We start from the raw sequence: 25995 nt of genomic DNA, 5'->3' as shown, positions 1-25995 counted from the left end.
CGATGTCACTCATTTTTTCTCTGTATAGAAAAGCATATGCCGGCTTATCTCCTTCTACCTGGTTATTGGCGGTTGTTTTATTGATCAATCGCAGTGGTGCGATGGCAATTCCCTTTATGACGGTTTACCTCACCCAAAAATTACACTTCTCCGTGCAGGAGGCGGGTATGGTGATGGCTTGTTTCGGTATGGGAGCTATCTGCGGCTCATTTATCGGGGGAAGATTGTCTGACAGGATCGGTTTTTACCCCGTACAGTTCTGGAGCTTATTAATGCAGGGATTGATCTTCCTCGTACTGGGACAGATGCAGACATTACCCCAATTCTGTATCTGCATATTCGTGCTCAGCTGTGTAGGCGATACGTTCAGGCCGGCCAACGTGGCGGCTACGGCTTATTACAGCTCTGTAGAGAACCGTACGCGTTCTTACTCGCTGAACAGGCTGGCCTCCAACCTGGGATGGTCTGTAGGGCCTGCATTAGGCGGTATACTGGCGGGCTATAGTTATCATCTGCTGTTTTGGGTGGATGGATTGACCTGTATCATAGCGGTGACCGTGATGCGCTTCCTGCTACCTCCTGTAAACGCGAAACCGCAGGCAAAGGCAACGCCGGATTGTACGGTAGTTCCGGGTGCTCCCAGTGTATACAAAGACTGGATCTATATCGCTTTCATTTCCCTGATCACTATATTCACGACAGGTTTCCTGCAATTGTCCACAATGGTGCCTTTATACCTGAAATCCATTGTGCATATGGAGGAAGCGCATATTGGTATGCTGATGGGATTGAACGGATTGATCGTGGCATTTATCGAGATGGTGCTGGTGTATAAACTGGAAGGAAAGATGCATAGTCTGCAATACATTACCCGTGGTGTAGTGCTGGCAGGATTGGGATACCTGAGCTTTAATATTCTGCCACCCGTTGCGGCAGCGGGATTGATCTTTATCCTGATGTTTACGATAGGAGAGATGCTGAGTATTCCTTTTATGAATTCCTTCTTCGTGCATCGCAGTGGTGAGCATAACCGCGGACAATACGCGGGTTTATATACCATGGCATTTTCGATCTCCAGCATTTGTGCGCCTACGTTGGGGTCTTATATGGTAGGTCGCTTCGGCTTTTCCGCCTGGTGGTATTGCACGGCGGTCCTGTGTATGAGCACAGGCGCCGGCTTTTATTTCTTATACAAAAAGGTAGTAGCTAATAGTATGACGACTGTTGTACACGAGCCTTCGCGATAGTTGTTATAGATAGCGCTTCGCGAATGTTTGTAACTGCTATCCCTCTCCCAACTGATTTTGCGGGAAACGCGTCTAATGCGTTGCCCCATTTTCCCGGGGGGCATTTCGATTCCCGGGGTTGCACCCCGGGCTACAAACACGGGGCTCCTGCGGAGCCTATTGCCGCGAATGATCCGTTTATGCAGTACGCATTAAATACGATGTATACAGGGCGTATCCCCGACACAGAGGTGGACATGAACGTTTTATATTCCCGATCGGGGGGCACCCATTCTGGTTCCGGCGTTACATCGGTTCCCGATCCGGGGGCCTATTCAGAATCCCGGGTTGCACCCCGCGCTACAAATACATCGTTCCTTCTGAGCTCAATGTCGCGTAAGAAATACGTCGCTTCCTGAGCTCAATGCCGCGTAAGAAATACATCGCTTCCTGAGCTCAATGTCGCTTATTAGTAATGTGCAAAGTCCTGAGTATAGTCGCCCTTGATCCTTTCAATGGGAGGATTGAAATAACCGTATTTCAGGTGAGGGAATTCCTCATGGATCAGCTCCTGTAACTGTTTAATACCCAGGCAGTCGCCTACTTCGGTCACACCGAGGCGGCCTAAGTACCAGTCAGGATCGATATTGAAGTTCCTCCATTGGATCATCTGGAGATCGGTATCCCTGATCAGTTTACGCAGCGCTTCATATTCATCCACACTGTCCGTCATACCAGGGAAGGTGAAATAGTTGATACTCGTCCATCCACCGAATTCACGCACTACTTTCAGGCTCTCGATAATATCTTCAAACACATAGTTGTTTGGACGGTAGTAAGGTGTATAGAACTTCTCCTGCGCAGAGTTGGTACTTACGCGGATGCTGTTCAGACCTGCCTTGCAGAGCTCACGCACTGCGTCGGGCTTACTGCCGTTGGTATTGATATTGATACTTCCCTTAGGAGTGTGTTTACGTATTTCGATGATGGAATCGCGGATAGTCTCCCACATCAGCAGCGGTTCTCCTTCGCAGCCCTGTCCGAAGCTAACGATAGGGAAAGGCGCTGTTTCCAGGTGGGGAACAGTATATTCCACGATCTCTTCCGCTGTAGGTTTGAAACGCAGGCGGTCCTGTGTGGAGACGATGCTTTCTTCTTCCGGCTGGAAAGAGATACAACCGATACAGTTGGCGTTACAGGCAGGAGAAGAAGGTATCGGGCACTCCCAGCGGCCCATGAAATAGTTACGGGCAGCAGGACAATGATATGTCAGTGCACAATTGTCGGCCAGGTGTTTTACCAGGCGGTTATGCGGGTATGCTTCCAGCAATTGGTTTACGCCCTGCTTTACTTTTTTGTCGTCGAAACCGGCGCATTCCTGGCGGATGTCCTGTTCAATACGGGTAGCAGGCACGTAAAATTTCCCATCCAGCCAGCCCACTGCGGTATAGCAGAACAGCGGAAGGGTAGGTGCATCCGGCATGGTTTCATATGCAGCCAGGTAATAGCCGGTATGTGCAGGAGGAATGAAGGCGGCTACAGCCCATCCTTTATCACAGAGCTCCATTTCGCCTGTTTGGGCGTTGATACCTATACCACGGCGGCCAGGCAGCTCGTACAGTGAACCGCCATCGGGCAGTTCTATCCATTCGTCAGGCTCGATAGGCCATGCATCCCAGCCACTACGGCCGGTGGTGAGCATAGTTGTATCTTCAAAGATGTTGCCTTTCCCGTCAGAGTAAAGTATGTATGGAGACTGTTTCAAATGATCAAATCGTTTCTTGTTGAATTGGTAATATTCCCTTGCAGTGATCAGAGTCTGCTTCTGAAAAATGCGTTCATTTCTTCCGTCGTAACGGCGCCTGTTTCGTCCAGTACTTCAAGCTGCAATACTTTATTGTTTTTGAAGTCTATTGTGAGCAGGTCATTCCGCAAAATTACATTATTCAATTGGTTCCAGCCAATCAGCTTGTCTGAAAAGGTGCCCGGCAGCAGTACGCCCATCATGTCTATCTTCACAAAACAGGGCTGGAAGATCTTGTATTCGGCCCATCCGATATAGGCAGAAGCGATACCTGTCAGGAACAGCAGCGCGCCGATAAGCGGTTGCATATGGCTCAGAAAATAAAGGCAACCAGTCAGGCTCACAAAGGCCTGTACCGTACGCGCCAGGCTGTTGGCCGCCTGTATGTTGCGGAAGCGCTTCATGAAAAACGGGAAGGCCAGGCTCGCTAACCCCAGCAGTATAAAAAAGATGGCCATACTCCAGTTGGGAGAAGGGCTGTTGTAAACACCTATTCCATTCATTAAAAACAGGATGCCTGCAAGGCCATGCATTACTGGTTGCAGGCGAAGACGTGTTACCGCATTAGGGTGAAGTATCCGTAACTTATATTGTTTCATATCGTCGTTGATCAGCTGTCGGGCTTAATTAATCGTTTGTCTTATATAATACTGTTTGGCCTGCGCTACGAACAGCCCTGTAGGGGCTAAGTGTTTGTAGTCCCGGGTTTCAATCCCGGGTCATTGATTCGAACATACCAGCAGGTTACACAGTTTGAACAGTACCCGCGCTCCTACGTTGGCGTCCCACTCATTAACAGAGGTGCTGACCTCATTCAGGTCAAAGCCGATCAGCTTACGGCCGCTCTCTATTACCTTCCTGAAAAGATAATACAGCTGTTCTGTTTCAAAGCCACCTGCTACAGGTGTACCGGTATGCGGGCAGAGCTTGGGATCCAGGCCGTCTATGTCAAAGCTGATATATACCTGGTCCGGTAATGCGGCAATGATATCGTCACAGATCATTTTCCACGTATCTCCTTCATACTGACGGGTTTTGATGTCCTTGTCGAAGAAGGTCACTACCTTACCATTGCTGTCATTGATGTAGTCCACTTCCTCTTCGCAGTAATCACGGATGCCAACCTGTACAAGTTTGGTGAGCTGAGGTACTTCCTTGATGGCATTATACATAATGGAGGCGTGGGAATACTGAAAGCCTTCATACTCCTCGCGCAGGTCGCAGTGGGCATCGATCTGGAGGATGCCGAAATCGCCCTTGTACTCGCCGATCGCCTTAAAAAAGCCGAGGGGAGTACTATGGTCACCGCCCACCAGCGCCACCAGTTTATCATTTCTGAGTAATTCTTTTGTATGGCGGTACACCCATTCGTTCATAGCAACGGTACCGGCGTTTACATCTACGAGCGTTTTCTTAAGGAATTCATTATCACTGATATCGCCACCTTCGGTGAGGAATTTGAGGTAGAGTTCCGCTTCTTTCCTGAGGTAATCACTGCGCAGCAGGAGCTGTTTGTCAATGTCGCGCATGAAAAAGCCACTTTTCCATCCATCTTTCACATCTGCATCGTAGAGGTCTACCTGATGAGAGGCCTTGAAGATCTGTTCGGGGCCCCTGGCAGTGCCGTGGGTGTAAGAAACCGTTACTTCCCAGGGAACAGGTAATAATACCAGTTTCGCATCTTCCTCAGTTGTAGGCAGCCCGAATATATTGTTGGACAACAGGCTGACCGAATTGGGATCAAATTGAGATAAATCCGCCATGATAATGTAATTTGATAAAAAGAGGCCACCCCGAGGAGGTCCTGTCGTAGGGGATCAACCGTTTAAAACGATTTTTCCGGCGCAAAGATAGTAATTTATGCACCACCGACCATAGGATACAGTCCACTGTTGGGCCTGCATGGATGTATGGCCTTTTTATGACAAATATCATGTCTTCTTTTATGTAAAAAAATGAACTTGAACTTCAATTTGGTGTAATTTTGCGGTTGATTTAGACTGTATATTGATTGTAACACAAAGTGTACGGCTTTTTTAACAAAGGAATGCATTAAGGAAGAATCTGAATTATTTGCGATATGAAGAAATCTAACATTATCCTGCTGATACTTATTGCTGTGGCTATAGGAATAATTGTAACGGTAGCAGGCGATTTCAGTACTTATGAGACTTTTGCCACTGCGAGACAGAAAGAGGGAAAAGAATTCCAGGTGATCGGAAAACTGGATACCACTAAAGTAATGGAATACAATCCACAGAGGGATGCCAACTTATTCCGCTTTTATGTAATTGATAAAACAGGGGAAGTAAGACCTGTTGTTTTCTATGGCACCAAACCAACTGATTTCGAGAAGGCGGAAAGCGTGGTACTGACCGGTAAAATGTCAGGCGGAGAGTTCAAATGCAGCAAGATTCTGATGAAATGTCCGTCCAAATATAAGAATGACCAGGTGGCTATTGGCAAAGCATAGGTAGCCCGCGGGATCATTGCGGAAAATCATTATTCATTCTATTGTCCGTGGACTGCCGTTCACGGGCTTTCATACTAGCAGGCTTTGAATACAAATTACATAGGGGAACATCTGTTACCCGGACAGTTAGGGCATTTTTCAGCGGTATTGGCTTTTGTTGCATCGATGGTAGCTACCGTCAGCTATTTCATGTCGGTGCAGTCCAAAGAGGAATTGTTAAAAGATTCATGGAAGAAACTGGCCCGCTGGGCCTTCATCATACAGGCGCTGGCGGTTTTCACCACCTTCGGCAGTCTGTATTACGCTTTATACAATCACTATTTCGAGTACAAATATGTATGGAGGAACTCTTCCCGCGATCTGCCGGTAAGTTACCTCCTGTCCAGCTTCTGGGCCGACCAGGAAGGAAGCTTCCTGCTGTGGTCCATCTGGCACAGTGTGCTGGGCCTGATCCTCTTACGCGTAGGTAAGAAATGGGAAGCGCCTGTAATGACCGTATTGTCCTTTGCACAGGTATGCCTGGGCAGTATGCTGATCGGTATCTATATATTAGGGTATCGCGTGGGTAGCAACCCCTTCCTGCTGCTGCGTCAGGCGGAAGAGAACCTGGGCCTGCCCTGGGTATCCAACGCAAACTACCTCGACTTCATCACCGATGGTAATGGCCTGAACCTTTCCCTGCAGAACTACTGGATGGTGATCCACCCGCCGGTGCTGTTCCTGGGATTTGCCTCTACCATTATCCCCTTCGCATATGCTTTTGCCGGTCTGTGGACCCGCGAATACAAAGAATGGATCAAACCGGCATTGCCGTGGTCACTGTTCTCAGCCATGGTGCTGGGTACAGGTATCATGATGGGTGCCGCCTGGGCTTATGAATCACTGACCTTTGGCGGTTACTGGGCATGGGACCCTGTAGAGAATGCCTCCCTGGTGCCCTGGTTAACGCTGGTAGCAGGTATTCACACCCTGTTGGCATTTAAATCCTCCGGTCATGCGTTGAAGTCTACCTTTTTCTTTTTCCTGATCACCTTCATCCTCATCCTGTATTCCACTTTCCTGACCCGTAGCGGTGTGTTGGGCGATACTTCCGTACACTCCTTTACCGATCTGGGTATGAGTGGTCAGTTGTTGCTGTACATGGTGGTATTTGTGGTGCCCGGTTTCGCGATGCTGATCGCGAGAAGGAAGGAGATCCCTTCTGTTGTGAAAGAAGAAAGTACTTACTCACGTGAGTTCTGGCTGTTCATCGGATCTCTGGTGCTGATGATCGGCGCTATACAGATCACTTTTACGACTTCCATCCCGGTATGGAACAAGATCATTAACGGACTGGGTATCAAAAAACTGCTGAATCTGCAGCAGGATATTGCCCCACCGTCCGACGGCGTATTCCACTACAATAAGATCCAGATCTGGATCGCCATTGTACTGGGCCTGCTGACCGCTGTAGTACAATACCTGAAATACAAGGATACGCCGAAAGGCTTCTTTACGAAGAAAATAGCCATCCCGACCATCCTGAGTCTTGTGATAACAGGCCTGATAGGGATCTTCGGCAATATCAACTATGATCTTTACGGCGCCGGCTTCCTGGTGGCTATTTATATCATGCTGTTCTGCAGTGTATATGCTATCGTCGGTAATGCCTCATATATATTCATCGGCCAGAAAGGCAAACTGAGAGCGGCGGGTGCTTCCATAGCGCACGTAGGCTTCGGTATGGTGCTGCTGGGTATCCTGATCTCCGCTTCCAAACGCGAAGTGATCTCTATCGACCGTATGAAGATGCTGGACGGTGGGTTCTTCGGAAAGGAAAGTAAGGAGAATCCAAGGGAAAACCTGATGCTGCCTAAGAACTTCCCGGTGCAGATGGGCGACTACCACGTGACTTATGCGGGAGACTCCCTGGCTGCCGGTGATGCGAAAACTTACTACCTGGTGAGGTACGAACGTCGTGACCCGGAGAATGGAAATATCCTGGAGAAATTCACGCTGCATCCTGATGCCTTCCTGAGCAACAGGGGCCAGCAGCAGTTAACGCCGAATCCTGATTCCAGACACTATCTGACAAAAGATATCTTCACCTATATCACAGCAGTGCCTATCAAGGATGAAGCCAGTGACACTGCCCAGTACAGCTCTCATGAAGTAGCGCCGGGCGATTCGGTATTCTTTGCTAACGGTTATATGATCCTGGAAGGCATACAGCCACAGCCGAACAACCGGAATTACCAGGCGGAGCCAAATGATCTTGCTGTGGGTGCACAGCTGAAAGTGTATACCAAAAATAACGAACAGTATAACCTGCTGCCGGTATATTGCCTGCGTGACAGTACCCGTGAGATATCCGTCGCTGATACCGTAGCGCCGCTGTCGTTATATGTACGCTTCAGCAAGATTCTGCCGAAAGAAAAAAAGATCCTATTACAAGTAAAAGAATCGGATACTTTTAAGGACTATATTGTGATGAAAGCCTTTATCTTCCCATTCATCAATGTACTATGGATAGGCATTCTGATCATGATCGTCGGATTTGTAATGAGTATCGTATACAGGGTGAAGGCGAATAAGGCAAAAACTATTAAGTCATAACGTTTTGATCCGGGATGCAGGGGCCAGAACATCCTGCATCCCCGGATCAAAATAACACCACACATCTATGAAAAGCAGCTGGCTGCGAATATCCCTTATTGTAGTTTCAATCCTGGTAATTATATATTACCTGGGTCCAAGACCAGTTAGTCCCCGGTACGATCCTCTGTTACCCGCTGTACCCCAGCAATCCCAGGCCCTGGAACATTATATTAGTGTCAAAGAGCGTCAACACAAGCTAAAGCCCAACAACGAAGCCCGTATTGTATGGTATGATTCCCTGCGTCATAAAACACCTTACAGCGTGGTATATCTGCATGGCTTTTCCGCCAGCCAGGAAGAGGGCGATCCTGTACATCGCGACTTTGCCAGAAGATATGGCTGTAACATGTATCTGTCCCGCCTGGATGGTCATGGCCTGGATACCTCCGAACCACTCCTGACCATGACAGCCACCGGCCTCTGGAATGATGCCAAAGAGGCCCTGAGTATCGGGAAGGCTTTGGGAGAGAAAGTGATCCTGGTAACCTGCTCCACAGGTAGCACCCTGGGTTTAAAACTGGCGGCTACCTATCCGAATGATATATTTGCGATCATTAATATGTCGCCCAACATCGCCATCAATAATGATCTGGCGTTCCTGAGCAATAATCCCTGGGGATTGCAACTGGCCCGGTTTGTCAGCAAAGGCAAATACCGGCAATCTGTTCCGGAAAATCCGGAGGTGAGCAAGTACTGGTATAGTAAATACCGCCTGGAAGCAATCTCCGAGCTGCAAAACCTGCTGGAGACCACTATGGAGCCGTCTGTATTCCGGGCGGTGAAACAGCCGGCGCTGAACCTGTATTATTACAAGGATGAAGAGCACCAGGACCCAACGGTCAGGGTATCTGCCATCCTGGATATGGAGCAGCAGCTGGGAACACCGGCTGCATTGAAAGATGCGGTTGCTATTCCTAATGCAGGGGCGCACGTGATGGGGTGTTATCTGACAGGGAAAGATATTCCTTCGGTAGAAAAAGCGATTGATTCGTTTGCGGAGAGGAAACTGGGGTTATTTCCAGTGAGGTAGTTGCGAAAAATCAAACATTTTTAAAATTTGTAAAATGGATTTAATTACAATTGGCCCGGGGCCGATATTCATTATCGTAATTGCCATAGTAGTAACAATTGGTATCATTGTGTACAAAAGAAGAAAGCAAAGTCGCTGATCCTTGCTTCGGTTCCAGGTGGACCACTGGCTGTAGTTTTTAGAAGTTCCTTGCTATGAAACGCTGATGGTCGTATTGGGCTTTGGAATATCTCATTAAACTCCTGGTAGGGCGTATTAGCATACTTCAAAAAACTAAGGCCAGTGGTCTCCACCTGGAACCGCCGCTGCTTCCCGGCTGACTATTTCGATCATAGCTGCCACATTTTCATCCTTATGCATCGTGCTCCGTATTCTATTTAACAATGTTTGGAACCCCATGATGCGTTTTCAATCTGAACCATAATCCGGGAGCCTTTATCCTGACTTTGCCCTGCCTTTACCCTGCTTTTGCTATGTTTTTAAGTTGGACCTTGGACCTGTAACAATTCAACAACCCTCTCACCATGCTTTCAGAGCCTCTGTTTTACCATGCCTTTTTACCTCAATCCCAGACTGAATAAGCACTGGTCTCTATATCTCCATATCCTTGTACCGTCATCTGGATATCACTTTAGGCTCATATGTATATCCCTTCGATATAGAAATGACGGTAAAGTGATATGGAAATGCCGGTGAAGTGATATGGAAAAAACGAGAAAACATGTACCAAACAAGCATTTTGAATGGAAGTTTTCGTGAATCATTTGACCGCAGAGGGTTTGGTCGTGAGGGAAATATGGAAAACCCGGAAAAAGAGGGAGTTCATTAGCCTTATTAATGGAACATCGTGAAGGATGTTGTACCGGGGAGAATACCTAACCATTCCATTGGAGGGTATAGTGACTTTTATCGGGCCTTATCGGCTCAAATAGAATGCCGGGATAATCACCGGTGAGGGCGCCACGCACTATGGCCTATCAGGTTTGTACTATAAAAAAAATCTAAGCCCCCCGAAATCCGGAGGGCTTTAGATTTTTATCGCTGAAGCTTCTTTGCGTTTCAATCCTGAATTTGACTAAGCATCTGTACCATCTTAGCCAGGGCTCCTTCTGCAAGCATCCATTGTGTCATTTCCAGTGATTCCTGTGCTTCTTTGGCTGCTCTTGTTTGCATTTCTTTTTCATAGGCCGCAATGGCTGCGGGAATATCTTCAAAGTCATTACCTGTAAGACATTCGCTTAATTCCAATGCATCCAGCATGGCCATATTTACGCCCGAGCCGGAAGGTGGCATAAGATGAGCCGCATCGCCCAACATTGTAAGGTTCGGTAATGTACTCCAGCTTCGATCGAATGGCATGCAATATTGCGGACGTGGTATGAGCGGCAGACCTGCATTTTCAAATAACTCAAGCCATACATTATCCCATTCCCGGAACTCTTTTTTGAGCCATGCTAAGACCTGCCGCTTATCCGAAAAATCTATCCCGCTGGTTTGTACCCGGTTTTCATCCTCTTTAGTACAGATGTAAAATACCAGGCTGCCATCTCCCTTTGAAGACACGTGTAAATATTTCTCAGCACCGAAAGCGTAGATTTTTCCGCCTTTTAGTAGTTGATGCATGCTGGGCGCCATTGTCTCTGCATTGTATACACTTCCTTCCACGATTATTACTCCTGTGTAAAAAGGTTTGACAGGCGTAATGAAAGAACGGATTTTAGAATTGGCTCCATCTGCGCCTATGACAATATCCGCGATAGCGGTCGTGCCATTTTTAAATTCGAGTTTCCATGCATCGCCAGGCTTCGACATAGCAACAAACTGACTATCCCAGACAACAGTATCAGATTGAAGAGAATGTAATAAAATATCCCTTAAGGGGCCTCTGTCAATTTCTGGCCTGAACCATTCATTACTGAAATCTTCGTCGGATACCTGGTTATGCTCATCGTAGAATATTTTTGCATGTTCATCAACAATGCGCCCCTTGCCGGCGCCCGGCCTGTAATTGACTTTAAAAGCATCCATTAGCCCGGCATCTTCAAGTGCTTTCAAGCCAGATTGAAAATGCAGGTCAAGGGTACCACCCTGCACGCGTGCGTCTTTATTAAAGTCCCTTTCATAGACTTTTACATCTACACCCTTAAGCTGCAAAAGCCTTGCTAGTGTTAAGCCTCCCGGACCACCGCCTACGATGGCCACCTGTTTGTTTTCTAACAACATATGTTATTGTATTGAGTAATTCTTCTAATGCCTGCAAAATTATATTTACCTTTACGATCAAAATAGCCGTAATCGTTAATGAAATAGTCGTAAATGAAAATATCCGTCACTGATAAGCATCGGTCGGGCATTGCGCTTGAACTTGCCCGGGCTATTGGAGCCACTGTCAGCGGGCGTTTTATATATATCCCTGAAAGCAGGGGAGCGGGTTACATCACCGGCTTTTCCTGGGGTAGCGATCTGCGTATGATGATCCGCCATTATTATCTGAAAGAGGATGTTTTTGTAGAACGGACAAATGAATTGGCAGAAGGGCAGGAGGATATTGTCTTTCTGCTTAGCGGCATTTTTCCGTCGCTGACACAGCCCGGCGAAAAATTATTGCCTGAACAGGTGAATGTATTTATCTGCAAACATGCGGTCTCTTCCATCATTGCTATGCCTTCGAATACGGTTTTCGGAAGTGTGACAATTGCAGTTTCCAAACAATATCTGCATCAGCTTTTTGGACAAATAGGTCATCCGGTGGTGGCAAGTGTTTTAGAGGCCGGTGATAACTTTGTGCTTGAAACCGGCATTTCTTCCGAAATAATCAATACCGCCGGCCAAATGCTGCACCAACCCGTTCCGGAAAGCCTTGAGAGCCATTACTATAAATTGAAATGTGAAGAGCTGCTGTGCTATATTTTTGTAATCCTGATGCAGCGGGAAGAGGTACCTGCGAGCGCTATGCACATTGACGATATCAAAGCGATATATGCTGTTAAGTACAAATTACAATCGCATCACGATAAACCACCAGCTATCGCCGCCCTGGCGAGGGAAGCGGGTATGAGTGAACCCAAACTACGAAAGCTTTTCAAACAGACTTTCGGAAAAGGAGTCTTTGAATATTACCAGTCTGCACGGATGCAGAAAGCTGCTCAATTACTGAGAGAAAAGCGGCTGACCGTCTCGGAGGTAGGCTATCAGTTGGGATTTACTAACCTGAGTCATTTCTCAAGGGTTTTTGAAGCGCATACAGGCATCAAACCGAAGAAGTATTCAGCTTTATACACGAATTGAGTATAACAGGTGGGCAGAAGTCCCTGGTTCCAGGATGTGGGGAGAGAGTGGTCTGAATTCCCTTTTTATCTGGCCTGAATGCTGAAAATTATCACTGAAACATTGCCATTTCAGGGGTGGAGATGGGCTGCAATAAGATAATGTCATCAATCGACTTTTTAGCATATCTTTAGTATAATTTTAAGATTAGTTTAGGAGTTTATGCGTCGTCTCATCGCTTTTATCATCCTGTCAGCCAGCTTCATGTGCCTTGCAGGGCGCAATAAGGTTTGTGCTCAGACGCGCCGCGGGGCGGACAGTATTGCGGTGAGTGCTGTTGTAGTAGGCGCCGATACCATCCCTTTCATCACTCTCCAGATCGTGGAAGTGGTAGATAAGCTCCCCAAAAAATTCCGTAAACAAAGAGAAGCCTGGACCCGACTGCGTAACGCGGTGTATGTAACATACCCATACGCCAAATCAGCCGCCCGTATCCTGAAAGATGTGAATAGTCACCTGGCCTCCCTGCCGGAGAAACGGGACCGGAAGAAATACCTGGCTGACATCGAGAAAAAGATGAAGGCAGAGTTCGGGGACAAACTGGAAAACCTCTCTGTGTACCAGGGTAAGGTGCTCATGAAACTGATCAACCGGGAAACGGGAGAGAACTGTTATGAGATCATCAAGGAACTGAAAGGTGGATTTTCTGCCAGGATGTGGCAGACAGTGGCTTTCTTCTTTGGTGGTAACCTGAAGAGTGAGTACGATGTTCAGGAAGACAAGGATATCGAGGCGATTATCCAGGAGATCGAGATGTATAGGGGTTACAGAGCGTATAATTGATCACGCGTTATTTTCAAGGTATTTCAGCATTTTACCCGGGTTGCCTTGTTTGTTTTACTACTACTTCATTTTCTGCCTGTTAAGAACCTTTCCGCAGTTGCTTTTTTGCTATTTCAAAAACAGAACATGGCGCATCAGGTTGCTATTGTGATCAGCTGTGTGGGATTACTGGGACTGATCTCCTTACTGACGGTGCAGCGGACAAAGAAATTGGCATCCGTAAGGTGATTGGAGCATCAGTCATAAACATCATCCTCTTATTTTCGAATGATTTTCTCAAATTGATAGGGCTGGCCCTGTTGCTGGCAACGGCACTGGCCTGGCTGGTGATGAGTAACTGGCTGGAGGCATTTGCCTACCGGATATCTATCCCCTGGTGGATATTTGTGCTGGCGGGCCTGGGGAATATTGGCCTGACGCTGGCGACCATTTCCTATCATGCAGTGAAGGTCGCGATGATGAACCCCGTAAAAAGCCTGAGAGCCGAGTGACATAGCTTTCCTGCCATCTATACCGGGGGCGGCGGCTTTCTGACAATTCTGCCGTAAATTCACGAATGCATTTACGATTTATCATTATTGTATGCCTTCTTATATGGAGGACTGCTGCTATGGCACAAGACCTGAGTTCAATACCAGGTGTTCCGGAGAACGCCCTGATCTTCATAGACAGTGTAGAGAGTAAAAAGGGAATGGAAGGACTAGACCCTAGTAAAATAGCCCTGATTGACATTGTAAAAGGCGCGAAACTAAAGGAAAAGTATGGCCCCCGGGGTGAGAACGGGGTGATTTTCATAGAAACCGTCGATTTTGCCCGTAAACGTTATACCCGGATGTTCAGTGAAATCAATCCGGCGTATAAAATTGAGCTGAAGTCGTATGGAAGTGATACCTGTTTTCAGTATGTGCTGGACGGTTCCATGATTAATAGTAGTGTACCGCAGATGCTGGCGGCCATGGAGCGGAAAAACATACTAAGCCTGGTTGTCATGTCCCCTCACATGGTAGAAGGCCTTGTAGACGACTATCAACCCAATGACAAGGTTTTGTGGGTGCTGATCCAAAGCAAGACGACGAAGTAAACCCTTATCTTTGCACTCCACCAAAAGAAAGGATATTTCCGATGAAACTAGACATACTGGCGATAGCTGCACATCCTGACGATGTGGAGCTGGCCTGTGCAGGTACCCTCATGGTACATGCGGCACAGGGGATGAAGGTAGGCGTACTGGACCTGACAAGGGGAGAGCTGGGTACCCGCGGTACTCCTGAAACAAGAGCAGAAGAGGCGGCAGCAGCTGCCAAAGTAATGGGATTAACCGTAAGGGATAATCTGGGATTACGCGACGGCTTTTTCCGTAACGATACGGAAGAGCAAATGAAACTAATCGCAGCAATTCGTAAGTACCAGCCCGATATCGTACTGGCCAATGCGTTTGAAGACCGTCACCCGGACCATGGAAGGGCAGCCCGCCTGATTGCGGATAGCTGTTTTCTGGCGGGTTTGAGAAAGGTTGAGACATTTGAAGATGGAAAGCTGCAGGCGGCATGGCGTCCGAAGCAGGTCTTCCACTTTATGCAGGACCGTTATGAACGCCCTGATTTCGTGGTAGATACGAGCGCGGTGATCGAGCGTAAGAAAGAAGCGATTAAATGTTATAAGACACAGTTTCTGGGGGAGGGATCAGACAAGGAACCACAGACATATATTTCTTCCAACGCGTTTTTCGATAGTGTGATCAACCGGGATGTGACGTTTGGGAAGATAGTCGGGGTGTCTCATGCAGAAGGATTTAAAACGGCTAAAGTACTGGGAATCAGTAGTTTTAAGGATGTCATTAACAATGTTACGTGATATTCACTGGGCACCTAACTGCATTATTTTCAAGGGTTTGAGCATCCCCGGCTATCGGTACGGTTAAATGCTGTGTTCCGGGAAATAAACCCGGAAATCCGACCACAACAAAACATCAATCAACCCCGTAGGGATTGCGTGTTTGTAACGCGGGAGGCAACCCCGGGGGCGTGTTTGTAGATCTGGGCCCCAACCAACTGAACACGAATTATCACAAATAATAAAGCCCGGCCTTAGGCTGGGCTTATATATTTTACCCTGCGCCGGCAGGGAACCTTGTTGAAATTATTGCAATAAGATGCCACCTTCTCCGGGGAGAAGCCGAACATTACAGGACATGGCACCATCTTGCGCGTTAACCATTATATGAACAGGTCTTGCGTAGCGTCAAATTCATCATTTTTGCCGAGACTGTTTTTAATTAACGGGATGAGTGCAATTCCAATCGTAAAGATCACCAAGAGTACGTTTTTTAGTTTCATAGCCTGTCGTTTTATTATTTTTTGTTAAAATTCGGGTTCTATATAATAACTAAATAACGTGCCAAATTGTTCCGTTTGGCTGGAATTTATGTTAAGATTGTATTAATGCGCAGGTTTTGTACAGAGAAAAAACGGGAATTGCAATACGATAGCAGTTTTTAGCCCTATATAGAGATTTTCAATGTCAGGAATTTTAAAATCTATTTGATTAATAATGAATAGAGCCGCAATTTTGCACCCGAATTAACCAGCGAAGACATATAGCCATTCAGGTGAATGTAAGGCAGCGAGATATCACGTAAACACGATATTCAGCAAAACCAACCGGCGTATCATATGAACAGGATACCGGTAGGCCCGTGGCGTCATGTAAGCAATGTATTAACGTAAATAAATCATATACGCGCAATGAAGAATGTAACATTATCATTAGGCTCAAAATTTCCTGAGTTCAAGAAGACTGCAGTAGTATCTATCGAAAAAGGTAAGGAGTTCTATGAACTGTCTTCCGAAGAACTGAAGAATTCCGGCAAATGGCTGGTGATGTTCTGGTGGCCAAAGGACTTTACGTTCGTTTGTCCTACGGAGATCGCTGAGTTCAACAAACACTACCAGGATTTCGTTGATCGTGATGCTATCCTGATCGGTGCTTCAACTGATACTGAATATGTACACGTTGCATGGAGAAGAGATCACGATGATCTGCGTGGTCTGCAGTTTCCAATGCTGGCTGACACTTCCAAGTCTCTGGCCGACGAACTGGGTATCCTGGAAGCTAACGAGAAGATCGCTTACCGCGCTACATTCATCGTTGATCCGGAAGGTATTGTACGTTGGGTTTCCCTGTACGATCTGAACGTAGGTCGTAACGTGAAGGAAGTACTGCGCGTACTGGATGCTCTGCAGACAGACGAACTGTGCCCTTGCAACTGGGAAAAAGGTGAAGCTACACTGACCAGCAAGGCTAACTAATTTTTAATGGTCCATAGTCTATGTTCCCTTCACAGGGTCCGGCTATGGACTTTTTATTTCTGCTAAATATTTAGAAAAATAATATTATGTTCGCAACTTCAAATACAGATACGGCTGTGCAGTTATTGCAGGCAGTAGGGCTGACGGAAGCTAATCTTTCCGATCGCCTGCGTACCCTGGCTAATACAGACGCCCGTTATCTGAAAGATCTTAAAATAAATGTAACCAACTCATTATCAGCTACTACACTCACCAAAAAGGAAGCTTTCCTGCTGGGATTGTCTGTAGCCGCCAATGAGAAACATGCGGAACTGCAGGCAGCTTTTGAAAAGCTGGCTACAGAGGAAGGCGCTACAGATAAGGAGATCGCTGAGATCTACAGCTGTACTTCCCTGATGAATGCCAACAACGTGTACTATCGTTTCCGTCACTTCGTAAATAAGGAGTTTTATACTGTAACACCGGCGGGTATCCGTATGAGCATTATGGCCAACCCGGTTTTAGGTAAGGAATTCTTTGAGCTGGTAAGCCTGGTGGTATCTGCACTGAATGGTTGTGAGATGTGTGTGACTTCCCATGAAGAGGCGCTGCTGAAACATGGTACTTCCCAACAGCGTGTGCTGGAAGGTGTTAGATTAGGTGCTGTGCTGAGAAGTTTAGTTGTACTTTTGTAACTGTAATTGCCATAAAAGCGGCCCTGTTGTAAAATAGATAGCTGATTTTATGTTTTTTTTAAAATGTGGATATCTTGGTTTGAAGTCTTTTTTAAATGATTATAACTAGTGATATTCAATTGGTTAGGAAGTGTGATTTGTAATTTACATTTACACATTCCGTTATTGTTAATAAAATCGGATTGTAATTATTTGCAAAATCAATAAAAAAGAGCGACTTTTGCAATCCAAAATTTTTCTATCATGGCAAGAGTATGTCAGGTGACAGGAAAGAAGCCGATCACGGGTCACCATGTTTCCTTCTCTAATATTAAGACAAAGAGAAGATTTCTGCCTAACCTGCAGAAAAAGCGTTTTTTCCTGGCGGAAGAGGATCGCTGGATTTCTTTGAAAGTATCTGCTGATGGTTTAAGAACTATCAACAAGAATGGTTTGTATGCAGTAGTAAAGGACTTGCGTGCAGCTGGACAACACATCTAATTGTAAGCATTCAACTTAATTTGTATACAAAATGGCAAAAAAAGGTAACAGGGTGCAAGTGATACTGGAATGTACAGAACATAAAACTTCTGGTCAGCCCGGTACATCTCGCTACATCAGCACCAAGAATAAGAAGAACACTCCAGAGCGTCTGGAGCTGAAAAAGTACAATCCTATCCTGAGAAAGGTGACTGTACACAAAGAAATTAAGTAATTGATCGTTATTGTTGAGCGTTAATCGTTAGCATGTTAGTGCATTCCTTCGCGATTAGCAATTAACAGGTAACCTTTGACTTTAACATTAACTTTTAATCTAGAATATTATGGCAAAAGCAGCCTCCAAGAACGCGAAAGTAAAAGATGCTAAGGCAGCCGCGGAATCTAAAGTGTGGACTAAAGTGATCAGAGCGGTACGTTCTCCTAAAACCGGTGCATATACTTTTAAAGAAGCTATCGTGCACAAGGATAAGGTTCAGGAGCACATGAACCAGAAGTAATTCGGCTTTACCAATTATACTAAAAAAGCTGTCCGTTATCAGGACAGCTTTTTGTGTTCTCTCAAAATGGTACCCCGTCAAGTATTTTCTGTAACTTACGCACCGTTAACAATCGACTATCGTCATGAGTTTTTTCAATAAGCTATTTTCAAGGGAGAAGAAAGAAAGCCTGGATCAGGGATTACAGAAGACAAAAGAGAGTTTTCTCACCAAAATAGGCAGGGCCATTGCCGGAAAGGCCAGTGTTGATACAGAAGTACTGGACAACCTGGAAGAAGCGCTGGTATCTGCTGACGTTGGGGTAGATACTACCGTACAGATCATTGACAGAATAGAAAAACGCGTATCGAAAGATAAATACCTCGGTACCGGTGAGCTGAACAAGATCCTGCAGGAGGAAATCGCAGGATTGCTGGTGGATGCCCCGGACAGCGGTTTCCGTGATTTTGATATACCGGAGGGTAAAAAGCCTTACGTGATCATGGTAGTAGGCGTGAACGGGGTAGGTAAAACAACCACCATCGGTAAACTGGCCTATAACTTTAAAAAGGCGGGCAAGAGCGTACTACTGGGCGCTGCAGATACCTTTAGGGCTGCCGCTGTTGATCAGCTGACCATCTGGAGTGATAGGGTAGGCGTACCTATCGTAAAGCAACAAATGGGATCCGATCCGGGGGCTGTTGCCTTCGATACCGTACAGAGCGGGGCTTCCAGAAACTCAGACGTGATCATTATCGACACCGCAGGGCGTCTTCATAACAAGGCACACCTGATGGATGAACTGAGCAAGATCAAACGCGTGATGAAAAAGATAATACCCGACGCACCTCATGAAGTACTGCTGGTGCTGGATGGTTCTACCGGGCAGAATGCATTGGAACAGGCCCGTCATTTCACCGCAGCTACGGAAGTAACGGCACTGGCTATCACTAAGCTGGACGGTACTGCCAAAGGTGGTGTTGTACTGGCTATCGCCAACCAGTTCAAAATACCGGTAAAATACATCGGTATCGGCGAACGGATGGAAGATCTGCAGGTATTCAATAAGGAAGAATTCGTAGATTCTTTATTTAGTTTAAATGACTGATAATTAACAGATTGTGTTAGTTGTTCTAAAATAGTAAGAGAGACCATAACAGGTCTCTTTTTTGTTACCCTACAGCTGGGCATTATTATTACAGTGTTTAGGGCCGAAAACCCAGGTCTTCTTTTTATTACCGACAGCAGCGGCACTATTATTGCGGTGTTTGCTTGACCCGGCACATTATGGGCTATTAAACCTCAGCATACTTAATCTAAAGGAATTATTGTTTTAGGACTTCTTAATGTTTGTTCTTTATGCATTTAACCTCCATAGATCGCGTAGCGGGTATCTCCGCGGAAGTATTCAGAAAACAGTATTTTGAACCGAGGAGACCAGTGGTAATGACAGGCCTGAGCAGAAGTTGGCCAGCTTATGAGAAATGGACCTGGGATTATTTCAAATCCATCGTAGGGCATCAAACGGTCGCATTATACAATAATGAACGTGCCGGGGCCCGGACCCTGGTAAATGGCGCCGATGCCTATATTCCTTTCGGAGAATACCTTGACATGGTTAAAAAGGGACCTGTGCAACTGAGGATCTTCCTTTTTAACATCTTTCAGCATGTACCGCAACTGGTGGATGATTTTACCTGGCCTGACCAGCTGGCTTCCGGTTTTCTGAAAAAGTACCCCATGTTGTTTGTAGGAGGGGCTGGTTCGATAGCCCATATGCATTATGACATAGATATGTCGCATATCTTTCATACCCAGTTTATCGGCCGGAAGCGGGTATTGCTGCTGGAGAACAGGCAGTCGCCCTACATTTACCGTATGCCTTTTACGGTAGAGAGTGCCGCCAGTTTTGTGAACTGGCATGAACGGCTGGATACTGACCATTTCCCGGCACTGGAGCAGGCGCAGGCGCTTACCACCATACTGGAACATGGAGATACACTGTTTATGCCTGCCGGCTACTGGCACCATATGGAGTATATGGAAAGCGGGTTTGCGATGAGCCTGCGTGCGCTGGATGAGACGCTGGCGGGAAAACTGAATGGTTTGTATCACCTGGTAGGATTGCGGGGGATGAACAACCTGCTGATCAAGCTGGTGCCGGAGTGGTGGTATCATTACAAACGCAAAGTGGCAAAACGGAGAGCCGAAAGGTTGTTAACACATAATTCGTAATGGAATAATTGACAATTCGCAATTTAATGTTACCTTTGCAATTCTTTAGTTAAATAACCCCCACTAAGGCTCATAGTCACTTAACAGTAAGTCTCGCTGTTCTCTTCGGTTCGTGTCTGGATGTCTTCGTGGCGGTAAGCAAACAGGTGTCAGGCCGGTTTGCCAGATTAAAATATTCGCGCTTGAAGACAAAAACTTTAAAGAAAGATAAGGTTAATATTATTACGCTTGGCTGTTCCAAGAACATGGTTGATTCTGAAGTGCTCAGCGGTCAGTTATTGGCCAACGACATTGATGTGGTGCATGAAAACATCAAGAAAGACCATAATATAGTTGTTGTAAACACCTGTGGTTTTATCGATAAGGCCAAGGAAGAATCCATCAACACGATACTGGAACAGGTTGAATTAAAGAACCGCGGACGCCTGGAAAAGGTATATGTTACCGGTTGTCTGAGTGAGCGTTACCGCGGTGACCTGGAATCGGAGATACCTGGTGTAGACGCCTGGTTCGGTACCATGGAGCTGCCACTGATCCTCAAGAAATTCGATGCTGACTATAAAGCGGAGCTGATCGGCGAACGTTTGCTGGCCACTCCCACGCACTATGCTTACCTGAAAATAGCTGAAGGCTGTAACCGTACCTGTTCATTCTGCGCTATCCCGCTGATGAGGGGAGGGCACGTATCCCGGCCTATAGAGCAACTGGTAGCGGAAGCGGAGAAACTGGTGAATTCAGGTGTGAAGGAAATCATGCTGATCGCGCAGGAACTGACCTATTATGGCCTGGACCTGTATAAACAGCGCCGGCTGGCCGACCTCTTAAGGGCTTTGGCAAATATAAAGGGGCTGGAGTGGATCCGCCTGCATTACGCTTACCCGCACAAATTTCCGATGGAAGTGCTGGACGTAATGAATGAATTCCCCAATATTTGTAACTATATTGACATGCCGTTGCAACATGCGGCTGATAATATGCTGAAATCCATGAAACGCCAGATCACCCGCGTGGAAATGGAGGAACTTGTTACTGCTATCCGTGAAAAGGTACCTGGTATTTGTCTGCGTACCACGCTGATCACCGGTTATCCCGGAGAAACGCTGGAAGACGTGGAAGAACTGAAAGCTTTCCTCGAAAAGATGCGCTTTGACAGGGTTGGCGTATTTACGTACAGTCATGAAGAAGGCACCAGCGCTTACGAGCTGGAAGACAATATCCCTGCAGAAGAGAAAGAACGCAGGGCACAGGATATCATGGAAGTACAGCAGGAAATTTCCCTGGAGAAGAACCAGGAAAAAGTTGGCAAGGTTTTCCGTGTGATCGTAGACAAAAAAGAATCAGGCCGTTACCTGGCACGTACAGAGTTCGACTCTGTTGAAGTGGATAATGAAGTGATCATTAACACCAGCAAACGTCTGAAACCCGGCGAGTTTGTCAATGTAAGGATCACCAAGGCATATGATTATGACCTGGAAGGTGAACTGGTATAAAAAGCCAGTAGTGTCCATTGTGTTGACCGGACCATATATTACTTTATAAAAATTAATCAGTTCATAAGGGCTGAGATAGTATACCAAGGCTCCCGACGGAGCCTGATCAAAGCAAATCAATGACTACATTTGAAACATTAGGCTTACAAGAGCCGATTTTAAAAGGAATCCAGGACCTGGGATTTATCGCACCTACGCCAATACAGGAAAAAGCTATTCCTGTGTTATTAGGGGGTGACAGGGACTTTGTAGGTTTGGCCCAGACGGGCACAGGTAAGACGGCAGCATTTGGCCTGCCGCTGCTACAGCAGATAGATATTAAACAACGTCATCCACAGGGATTGATCTTGTGTCCGACACGTGAATTATGTTTACAGATCACCAATGACCTGAAGAACTTCAGCAAGCACCTGGGTGATGTGAGCATCGTAGCCGTGTATGGTGGTTCCAGCATCGTGCAGCAGTTGCGCGATCTGAAAAGAGGAGTGCACATCGTAGTAGCTACTCCGGGCCGTCTGCTCGATATTATCGAAAGAAAAGCTGTAAACTTTACCAATGTGCGTTATGTTGTACTGGACGAAGCAGATGAAATGCTGAACATGGGTTTCCAGGAAGACATCAACAATATATTATCCAATACACCTGACGAGAAGACCACCTGGTTGTTCTCCGCTACCATGCCGCAGGAGGTTCGCCGTATTGCGCAGAAATACATGTCAGATCCTTTTGAACTGACTGTAGGTAACAAGAACAGTGGTAACGTTAATATCGAGCACGAATATTACGTGGTACGCCCGCGCGATAAATACGCGGCGCTGAAACGTATCGTGGATTTCAACCCTGAGATCTTCGGTATCATCTTTACCCGTACCAAGATAGAATCACAGGAAATTGCAGAATCACTTATCCGTGACGGTTATAATGCAGATGCACTGCATGGCGACCTTACACAGCAACAGCGTGATAAGGTAATGAAACGTTTCCGTGAGAAATCATTGCAGGTACTGGTGGCTACAGATGTTGCTGCCCGTGGTATTGACGTTGACAACGTAACACACGTTATCAACTACGAACTGCCTGACGACGTTGAGAACTATACTCACCGCTCCGGCCGTACGGCACGTGCAGGTAAATCCGGTGTATCCATCGCTATCATCAGCGGTCGCGATATCGGAAAGATCCGCCAGATTGAAAGAGTGATCGGTAAGAAGTTTACCAAAGTAGAAGTACCGGATGGTTTCGCAGTATGTGAAAAACAGCTGTTTGGCCTGGTACATAAAGTACACAACGTAACAGTAAACGAAGAGCAGATAGAACCTTACCTGGAACGCATATTCGAAGAGTTTGCATCCATGAGCAAGGAAGAGATCATCAAACGTTTTGCTTCCCTGGAGTTCAACCAGTTCCTGGAATACTACCAGGATGCACCAGACCTGAATGTGAAGGAAGAAAGAAGATCAGTGGATGGTGTTGAGCGCAGAAGCAGCGGTGGTAAATTTACCCGCCTGTTCATTAACCTGGGTTCTGTAGACGACTTTACCCGTGGCGACATGTTACGCTACCTGTGCGATACCAGTGGCGTGCGTGGCAACAAGATCGGCCGCATCGACCTGAAGGGTGTTTATTCCTTCTTCGAAGTAGAGAACGACGTGGTGGAGAAATTCCAGCAGGTATTCAAGAAAGCCGAATACAATGGTCGCAGCGTGCGTATTGAAATGTCGCAGGATGGCGATAAACGCCGTTCCGGTGGCGGCCGTCCTCCACGTGAAGGCGGTAGCGGCAGACGTTGGGAAGGTAGCGGCAGCGGAAGCGGAGCTGGCCGTCCCGGCGGTTTTAAAAAGAAATATTAATAGCTGAGCGGTTGGTGGACAACAGCCCCCGGCCGGCTTCATAATATTCAGTCCATAGATGGGAGTCATTCGAATGTCTGGCTACTGTCTGTGGACTTTTCTTTTGGTGTTACCGCAGTTGTAAATGGTCTGAAACTTGCTTTTTTCAGTAGAGCATGCGGGCCAAAATGTGAAAAATTAGTTTATATTGTTACCCTTAGTGCACCGTAATTATGACAACAGAAAAAAAGCCGAAACTTCAGGCAGTAGTGCCGTTTTCCTTGTTCTCCGCCCGGGATGTTGAGCTGTTCCAGGAAGGAAAACATGCGCATTTATATGAGAAATTCGGTGCACATGCAGTGGAATATGAAGGGGTGAAGGGTACCTATTTTGCGGTGTGGGCGCCTAATGCCGCCTTCATATCAGTGATCGGCGACTTCAACGATTGGGACCATTATAGTCACACTTTGTACCCCAGATGGGACAAGTCCGGTATATGGGAAGGGTTTGTACCGCACGCAAAGAAAGGCGCCCTCTATAAATATTTTATCCGCTCCAATTCAGGAGAGGAGCTCAGGAAGGGAGACCCATACGCCAACTACTGGGAAGTACGTCCGAGAACGGCTTCCGTAACCTGGAACCTGGATTACAAGTGGAAGGATAAGCGCTGGATGGAAAGCCGTAAGGTGCACAACAGCCTGGAAAGTCCGTTCACCGTATATGAGGTACACCTGGGTTCCTGGCGTCGTCCTGATAAACATAATCATGAGGTATTCTACACTTATGGCGAGATCGCTGAAAAGCTGGTGCCCTATGTAAAGGAAATGGGCTTTACTCATGTGGAGCTGATGCCGGTGATGGAGCATCCTTTTGATGGCTCCTGGGGCTACCAGGGTACGGGGTATTATGCGCCTACATCAAGATATGGTTCTCCGCAGGATTTTATGGCTTTTGTGGATGCCTTTCACCATGCAGGTATCGGCGTGATACTGGACTGGGTGCCATCCCATTTCCCGTATGATGCGCATGGCCTGTACAGGTTTGACGGCTCGCATGTGTATGAGTATGCAGATATGCGTAAGGGGTATCATCCCGACTGGAACAGTTATATTTTCAACTATGCGCGTAATGAAGTGCGTTCATTCCTGCTGAGTAATGCTGTTTTCTGGCTGGATAAATTCCATGTAGATGGCTTACGTGTGGATGCGGTGGCCTCTATGATCCATCTGAACTATTCCCGGGATACGGGGGCCTGGGAGCCGAATATACATGGGGGAGAAGAGAACCTGGAGGCGATCTCTTTCCTGAAAAATATGAATGAAACGATCTATCGTTTGTTCCCGGACGTACAGACCATTGCAGAAGAGTCGACTTCATTCTACGGGGTGTCCAAACCCGTTTTTATGGGAGGACTGGGTTTTGGAATGAAATGGATGATGGGTTGGATGAATGATACGTTGGCTTATTTCAAACGTGATCCCTATCACCGTAAATGGCACCAGGACCAGCTGAGTTTCAGTATTGCCTATGCGTTTACGGAAAACTTCATGTTGCCGCTGAGTCATGATGAGGTAGTGCATGGCAAATCGCCTATGCTCTACAAAATGCCTGGAGATGACTGGCAGAAGTTTGCCAACCTGCGCCTGATGTACAGTTATATGTTCACGCATCCCGGAACGAAATTGCTGTTCATGGGAGATGAATTCGGACAGACAAGCGAGTGGAACTTCCGTTCAGAACTTGACTGGCACCTGCTGGTGCATGAATCCCACCAGGGACTACTGGAGTTCGTGAAGCAACTGAATCACCTGTATAGATCAGAGCCTGCGCTTTACATCAAGCAGTTTGACTATTATAGCTTTGAATGGGTGAATTTATCCGATTATGAGATCAGTGTACTGTCTTACCTGCGCAAGGGTCACAACCCGGAAGATGATATACTGATCATCCTGAATATGACGCCGGTAGCCCGGGAGCATTATGCGCTGGGACTGGAAGGCGGCGGTGAATGGCGGGAGATCCTCAACAGTGATGACAGCCGTTTCTTTGGCAGCGGCGTAGTCAATACCGGCATCCTGACGGCACAACAGGAACCATTTAACGGTAAAAGCCACGTGCTGCGCCTGCGCATACCCCCACTGGGCGCGGTTATTTTAAAAAGAGTAATACGATAAGAATGTAAGTGGTTGATAAGGATGAGCTTGTGGACATATAATAGTTTTT

The 25995-nt window shown here is 46.7% G+C and carries 23 protein-coding genes; 19 read left to right on the top strand and 4 right to left on the bottom strand.

Annotated elements, in window-relative coordinates; translation table 11 throughout:
• The first annotated feature begins 2 nt into the window (after window positions 1-2).
• Complete coding sequence (locus tag F3I09_RS23235) at window positions 3-1247, top strand: MFS transporter (RefSeq protein WP_149697444.1); 1245 nt, start codon at window positions 3-5, stop codon at window positions 1245-1247.
• 448 nt (window positions 1248-1695) lie between these two features.
• On the opposite strand, the gene F3I09_RS23230 is transcribed toward F3I09_RS23235, so the two are convergent.
• From F3I09_RS23230 to F3I09_RS23220, 3 genes are all read right to left on the bottom strand, one after another.
• Window positions 1696-2991 (bottom strand): radical SAM protein, encoded by a 1296-nt coding sequence (locus F3I09_RS23230; RefSeq protein ID WP_149697443.1) that lies wholly within the window; start codon window positions 2989-2991, stop codon window positions 1696-1698.
• 47 nt (window positions 2992-3038) lie between these two features.
• Window positions 3039-3629: a hypothetical protein gene (locus tag F3I09_RS23225; RefSeq protein ID WP_149697442.1), complete on the bottom strand. Its 591-nt coding sequence runs from the start codon at window positions 3627-3629 to the stop codon at window positions 3039-3041.
• A 120-nt stretch (window positions 3630-3749) separates the two neighbouring features.
• Entirely contained in the window at window positions 3750-4793 is a 1044-nt protein-coding gene (locus F3I09_RS23220) for an agmatinase family protein (RefSeq protein ID WP_149697441.1), read from the bottom strand.
• A 317-nt stretch (window positions 4794-5110) separates the two neighbouring features.
• Between F3I09_RS23220 and F3I09_RS23215 the strand changes: the two genes are divergently transcribed.
• The 3 genes from F3I09_RS23215 (at window position 5111) to F3I09_RS23205 (ending at window position 9170) form a co-directional block, all read left to right on the top strand.
• The gene (locus F3I09_RS23215) at window positions 5111-5503 is read left to right on the top strand and encodes a cytochrome c maturation protein CcmE (protein WP_149697440.1); all 393 of its coding nucleotides are present in this window, start codon (window positions 5111-5113) and stop codon (window positions 5501-5503) included.
• An 84-nt stretch (window positions 5504-5587) separates the two neighbouring features.
• Window positions 5588-8098, top strand: coding sequence for a cytochrome c biogenesis protein CcsA (ccsA, locus tag F3I09_RS23210; RefSeq protein ID WP_223233349.1), 2511 nt, complete (start codon window positions 5588-5590; stop codon window positions 8096-8098).
• Window positions 8099-8165: 67 nt separating this feature from the next.
• Window positions 8166-9170 (top strand): carboxylesterase, encoded by a 1005-nt coding sequence (locus F3I09_RS23205; protein ID WP_149697439.1) that lies wholly within the window; start codon window positions 8166-8168, stop codon window positions 9168-9170.
• 1059 nt (window positions 9171-10229) lie between these two features.
• On the opposite strand, the gene F3I09_RS23200 is transcribed toward F3I09_RS23205, so the two are convergent.
• A complete protein-coding gene (locus F3I09_RS23200) occupies window positions 10230-11393 on the bottom strand; it encodes an NAD(P)/FAD-dependent oxidoreductase (protein ID WP_149697438.1) in 1164 nt (387 codons plus the stop codon).
• A 93-nt stretch (window positions 11394-11486) separates the two neighbouring features.
• Between F3I09_RS23200 and F3I09_RS23195 the strand changes: the two genes are divergently transcribed.
• From F3I09_RS23195 to glgB, 15 genes are all read left to right on the top strand, one after another.
• Complete coding sequence (locus F3I09_RS23195) at window positions 11487-12458, top strand: AraC family transcriptional regulator (RefSeq protein WP_149697437.1); 972 nt, start codon at window positions 11487-11489, stop codon at window positions 12456-12458.
• 201 nt (window positions 12459-12659) lie between these two features.
• Entirely contained in the window at window positions 12660-13280 is a 621-nt protein-coding gene (locus F3I09_RS23190) for a DUF4294 domain-containing protein (protein WP_149697436.1), read from the top strand.
• 224 nt (window positions 13281-13504) lie between these two features.
• On the top strand, window positions 13505-13771 hold the full coding sequence (locus F3I09_RS23185; RefSeq protein ID WP_188133928.1) for a hypothetical protein: 267 nt from the start codon (window positions 13505-13507) through the stop codon (window positions 13769-13771).
• 119 nt (window positions 13772-13890) lie between these two features.
• On the top strand, window positions 13891-14361 hold the full coding sequence (locus F3I09_RS23180; protein WP_149697434.1) for a hypothetical protein: 471 nt from the start codon (window positions 13891-13893) through the stop codon (window positions 14359-14361).
• A 41-nt stretch (window positions 14362-14402) separates the two neighbouring features.
• Window positions 14403-15134: a bacillithiol biosynthesis deacetylase BshB1 gene (gene bshB1 / locus F3I09_RS23175; RefSeq protein ID WP_149697433.1), complete on the top strand. Its 732-nt coding sequence runs from the start codon at window positions 14403-14405 to the stop codon at window positions 15132-15134.
• Window positions 15135-16024: 890 nt separating this feature from the next.
• On the top strand, window positions 16025-16588 hold the full coding sequence (locus F3I09_RS23170) for a peroxiredoxin (protein WP_089836006.1): 564 nt from the start codon (window positions 16025-16027) through the stop codon (window positions 16586-16588).
• 86 nt (window positions 16589-16674) lie between these two features.
• Window positions 16675-17262, top strand: coding sequence for a carboxymuconolactone decarboxylase family protein (locus F3I09_RS23165; protein WP_149697432.1), 588 nt, complete (start codon window positions 16675-16677; stop codon window positions 17260-17262).
• A 243-nt stretch (window positions 17263-17505) separates the two neighbouring features.
• The gene (gene rpmB, locus F3I09_RS23160) at window positions 17506-17742 is read left to right on the top strand and encodes a 50S ribosomal protein L28 (RefSeq protein ID WP_149697431.1); all 237 of its coding nucleotides are present in this window, start codon (window positions 17506-17508) and stop codon (window positions 17740-17742) included.
• A 31-nt stretch (window positions 17743-17773) separates the two neighbouring features.
• Complete coding sequence (gene rpmG, locus F3I09_RS23155; protein ID WP_012790733.1) at window positions 17774-17956, top strand: 50S ribosomal protein L33; 183 nt, start codon at window positions 17774-17776, stop codon at window positions 17954-17956.
• Window positions 17957-18065: 109 nt separating this feature from the next.
• Entirely contained in the window at window positions 18066-18239 is a 174-nt protein-coding gene (locus tag F3I09_RS23150; protein WP_089835999.1) for a DUF4295 domain-containing protein, read from the top strand.
• Window positions 18240-18363: 124 nt separating this feature from the next.
• Entirely contained in the window at window positions 18364-19326 is a 963-nt protein-coding gene (gene ftsY, locus F3I09_RS23145; protein ID WP_149697430.1) for a signal recognition particle-docking protein FtsY, read from the top strand.
• A 251-nt stretch (window positions 19327-19577) separates the two neighbouring features.
• Complete coding sequence (locus tag F3I09_RS23140) at window positions 19578-20453, top strand: cupin-like domain-containing protein (protein WP_149697429.1); 876 nt, start codon at window positions 19578-19580, stop codon at window positions 20451-20453.
• Window positions 20454-20635: 182 nt separating this feature from the next.
• Window positions 20636-21943 carry a 30S ribosomal protein S12 methylthiotransferase RimO gene (gene rimO, locus F3I09_RS23135; protein WP_149697428.1) on the top strand — a complete coding sequence of 436 codons (1308 nt, stop codon included), beginning with the start codon at window positions 20636-20638 and terminating at the stop codon, window positions 21941-21943.
• 119 nt (window positions 21944-22062) lie between these two features.
• Window positions 22063-23793: a DEAD/DEAH box helicase gene (locus F3I09_RS23130; protein ID WP_149697427.1), complete on the top strand. Its 1731-nt coding sequence runs from the start codon at window positions 22063-22065 to the stop codon at window positions 23791-23793.
• 212 nt (window positions 23794-24005) lie between these two features.
• Window positions 24006-25946, top strand: coding sequence for a 1,4-alpha-glucan branching protein GlgB (glgB, locus tag F3I09_RS23125; RefSeq protein ID WP_149697426.1), 1941 nt, complete (start codon window positions 24006-24008; stop codon window positions 25944-25946).
• Window positions 25947-25995: the final 49 nt, after the last annotated feature.

The sequence above is a fragment of the Chitinophaga sp. CF418 genome, assembly GCF_900142925.1.
Classification (GTDB): domain Bacteria; phylum Bacteroidota; class Bacteroidia; order Chitinophagales; family Chitinophagaceae; genus Chitinophaga.
Note: the sequence above shows the minus strand (reverse complement) of the source record. Positions and strands in the feature narration are given on the sequence as shown.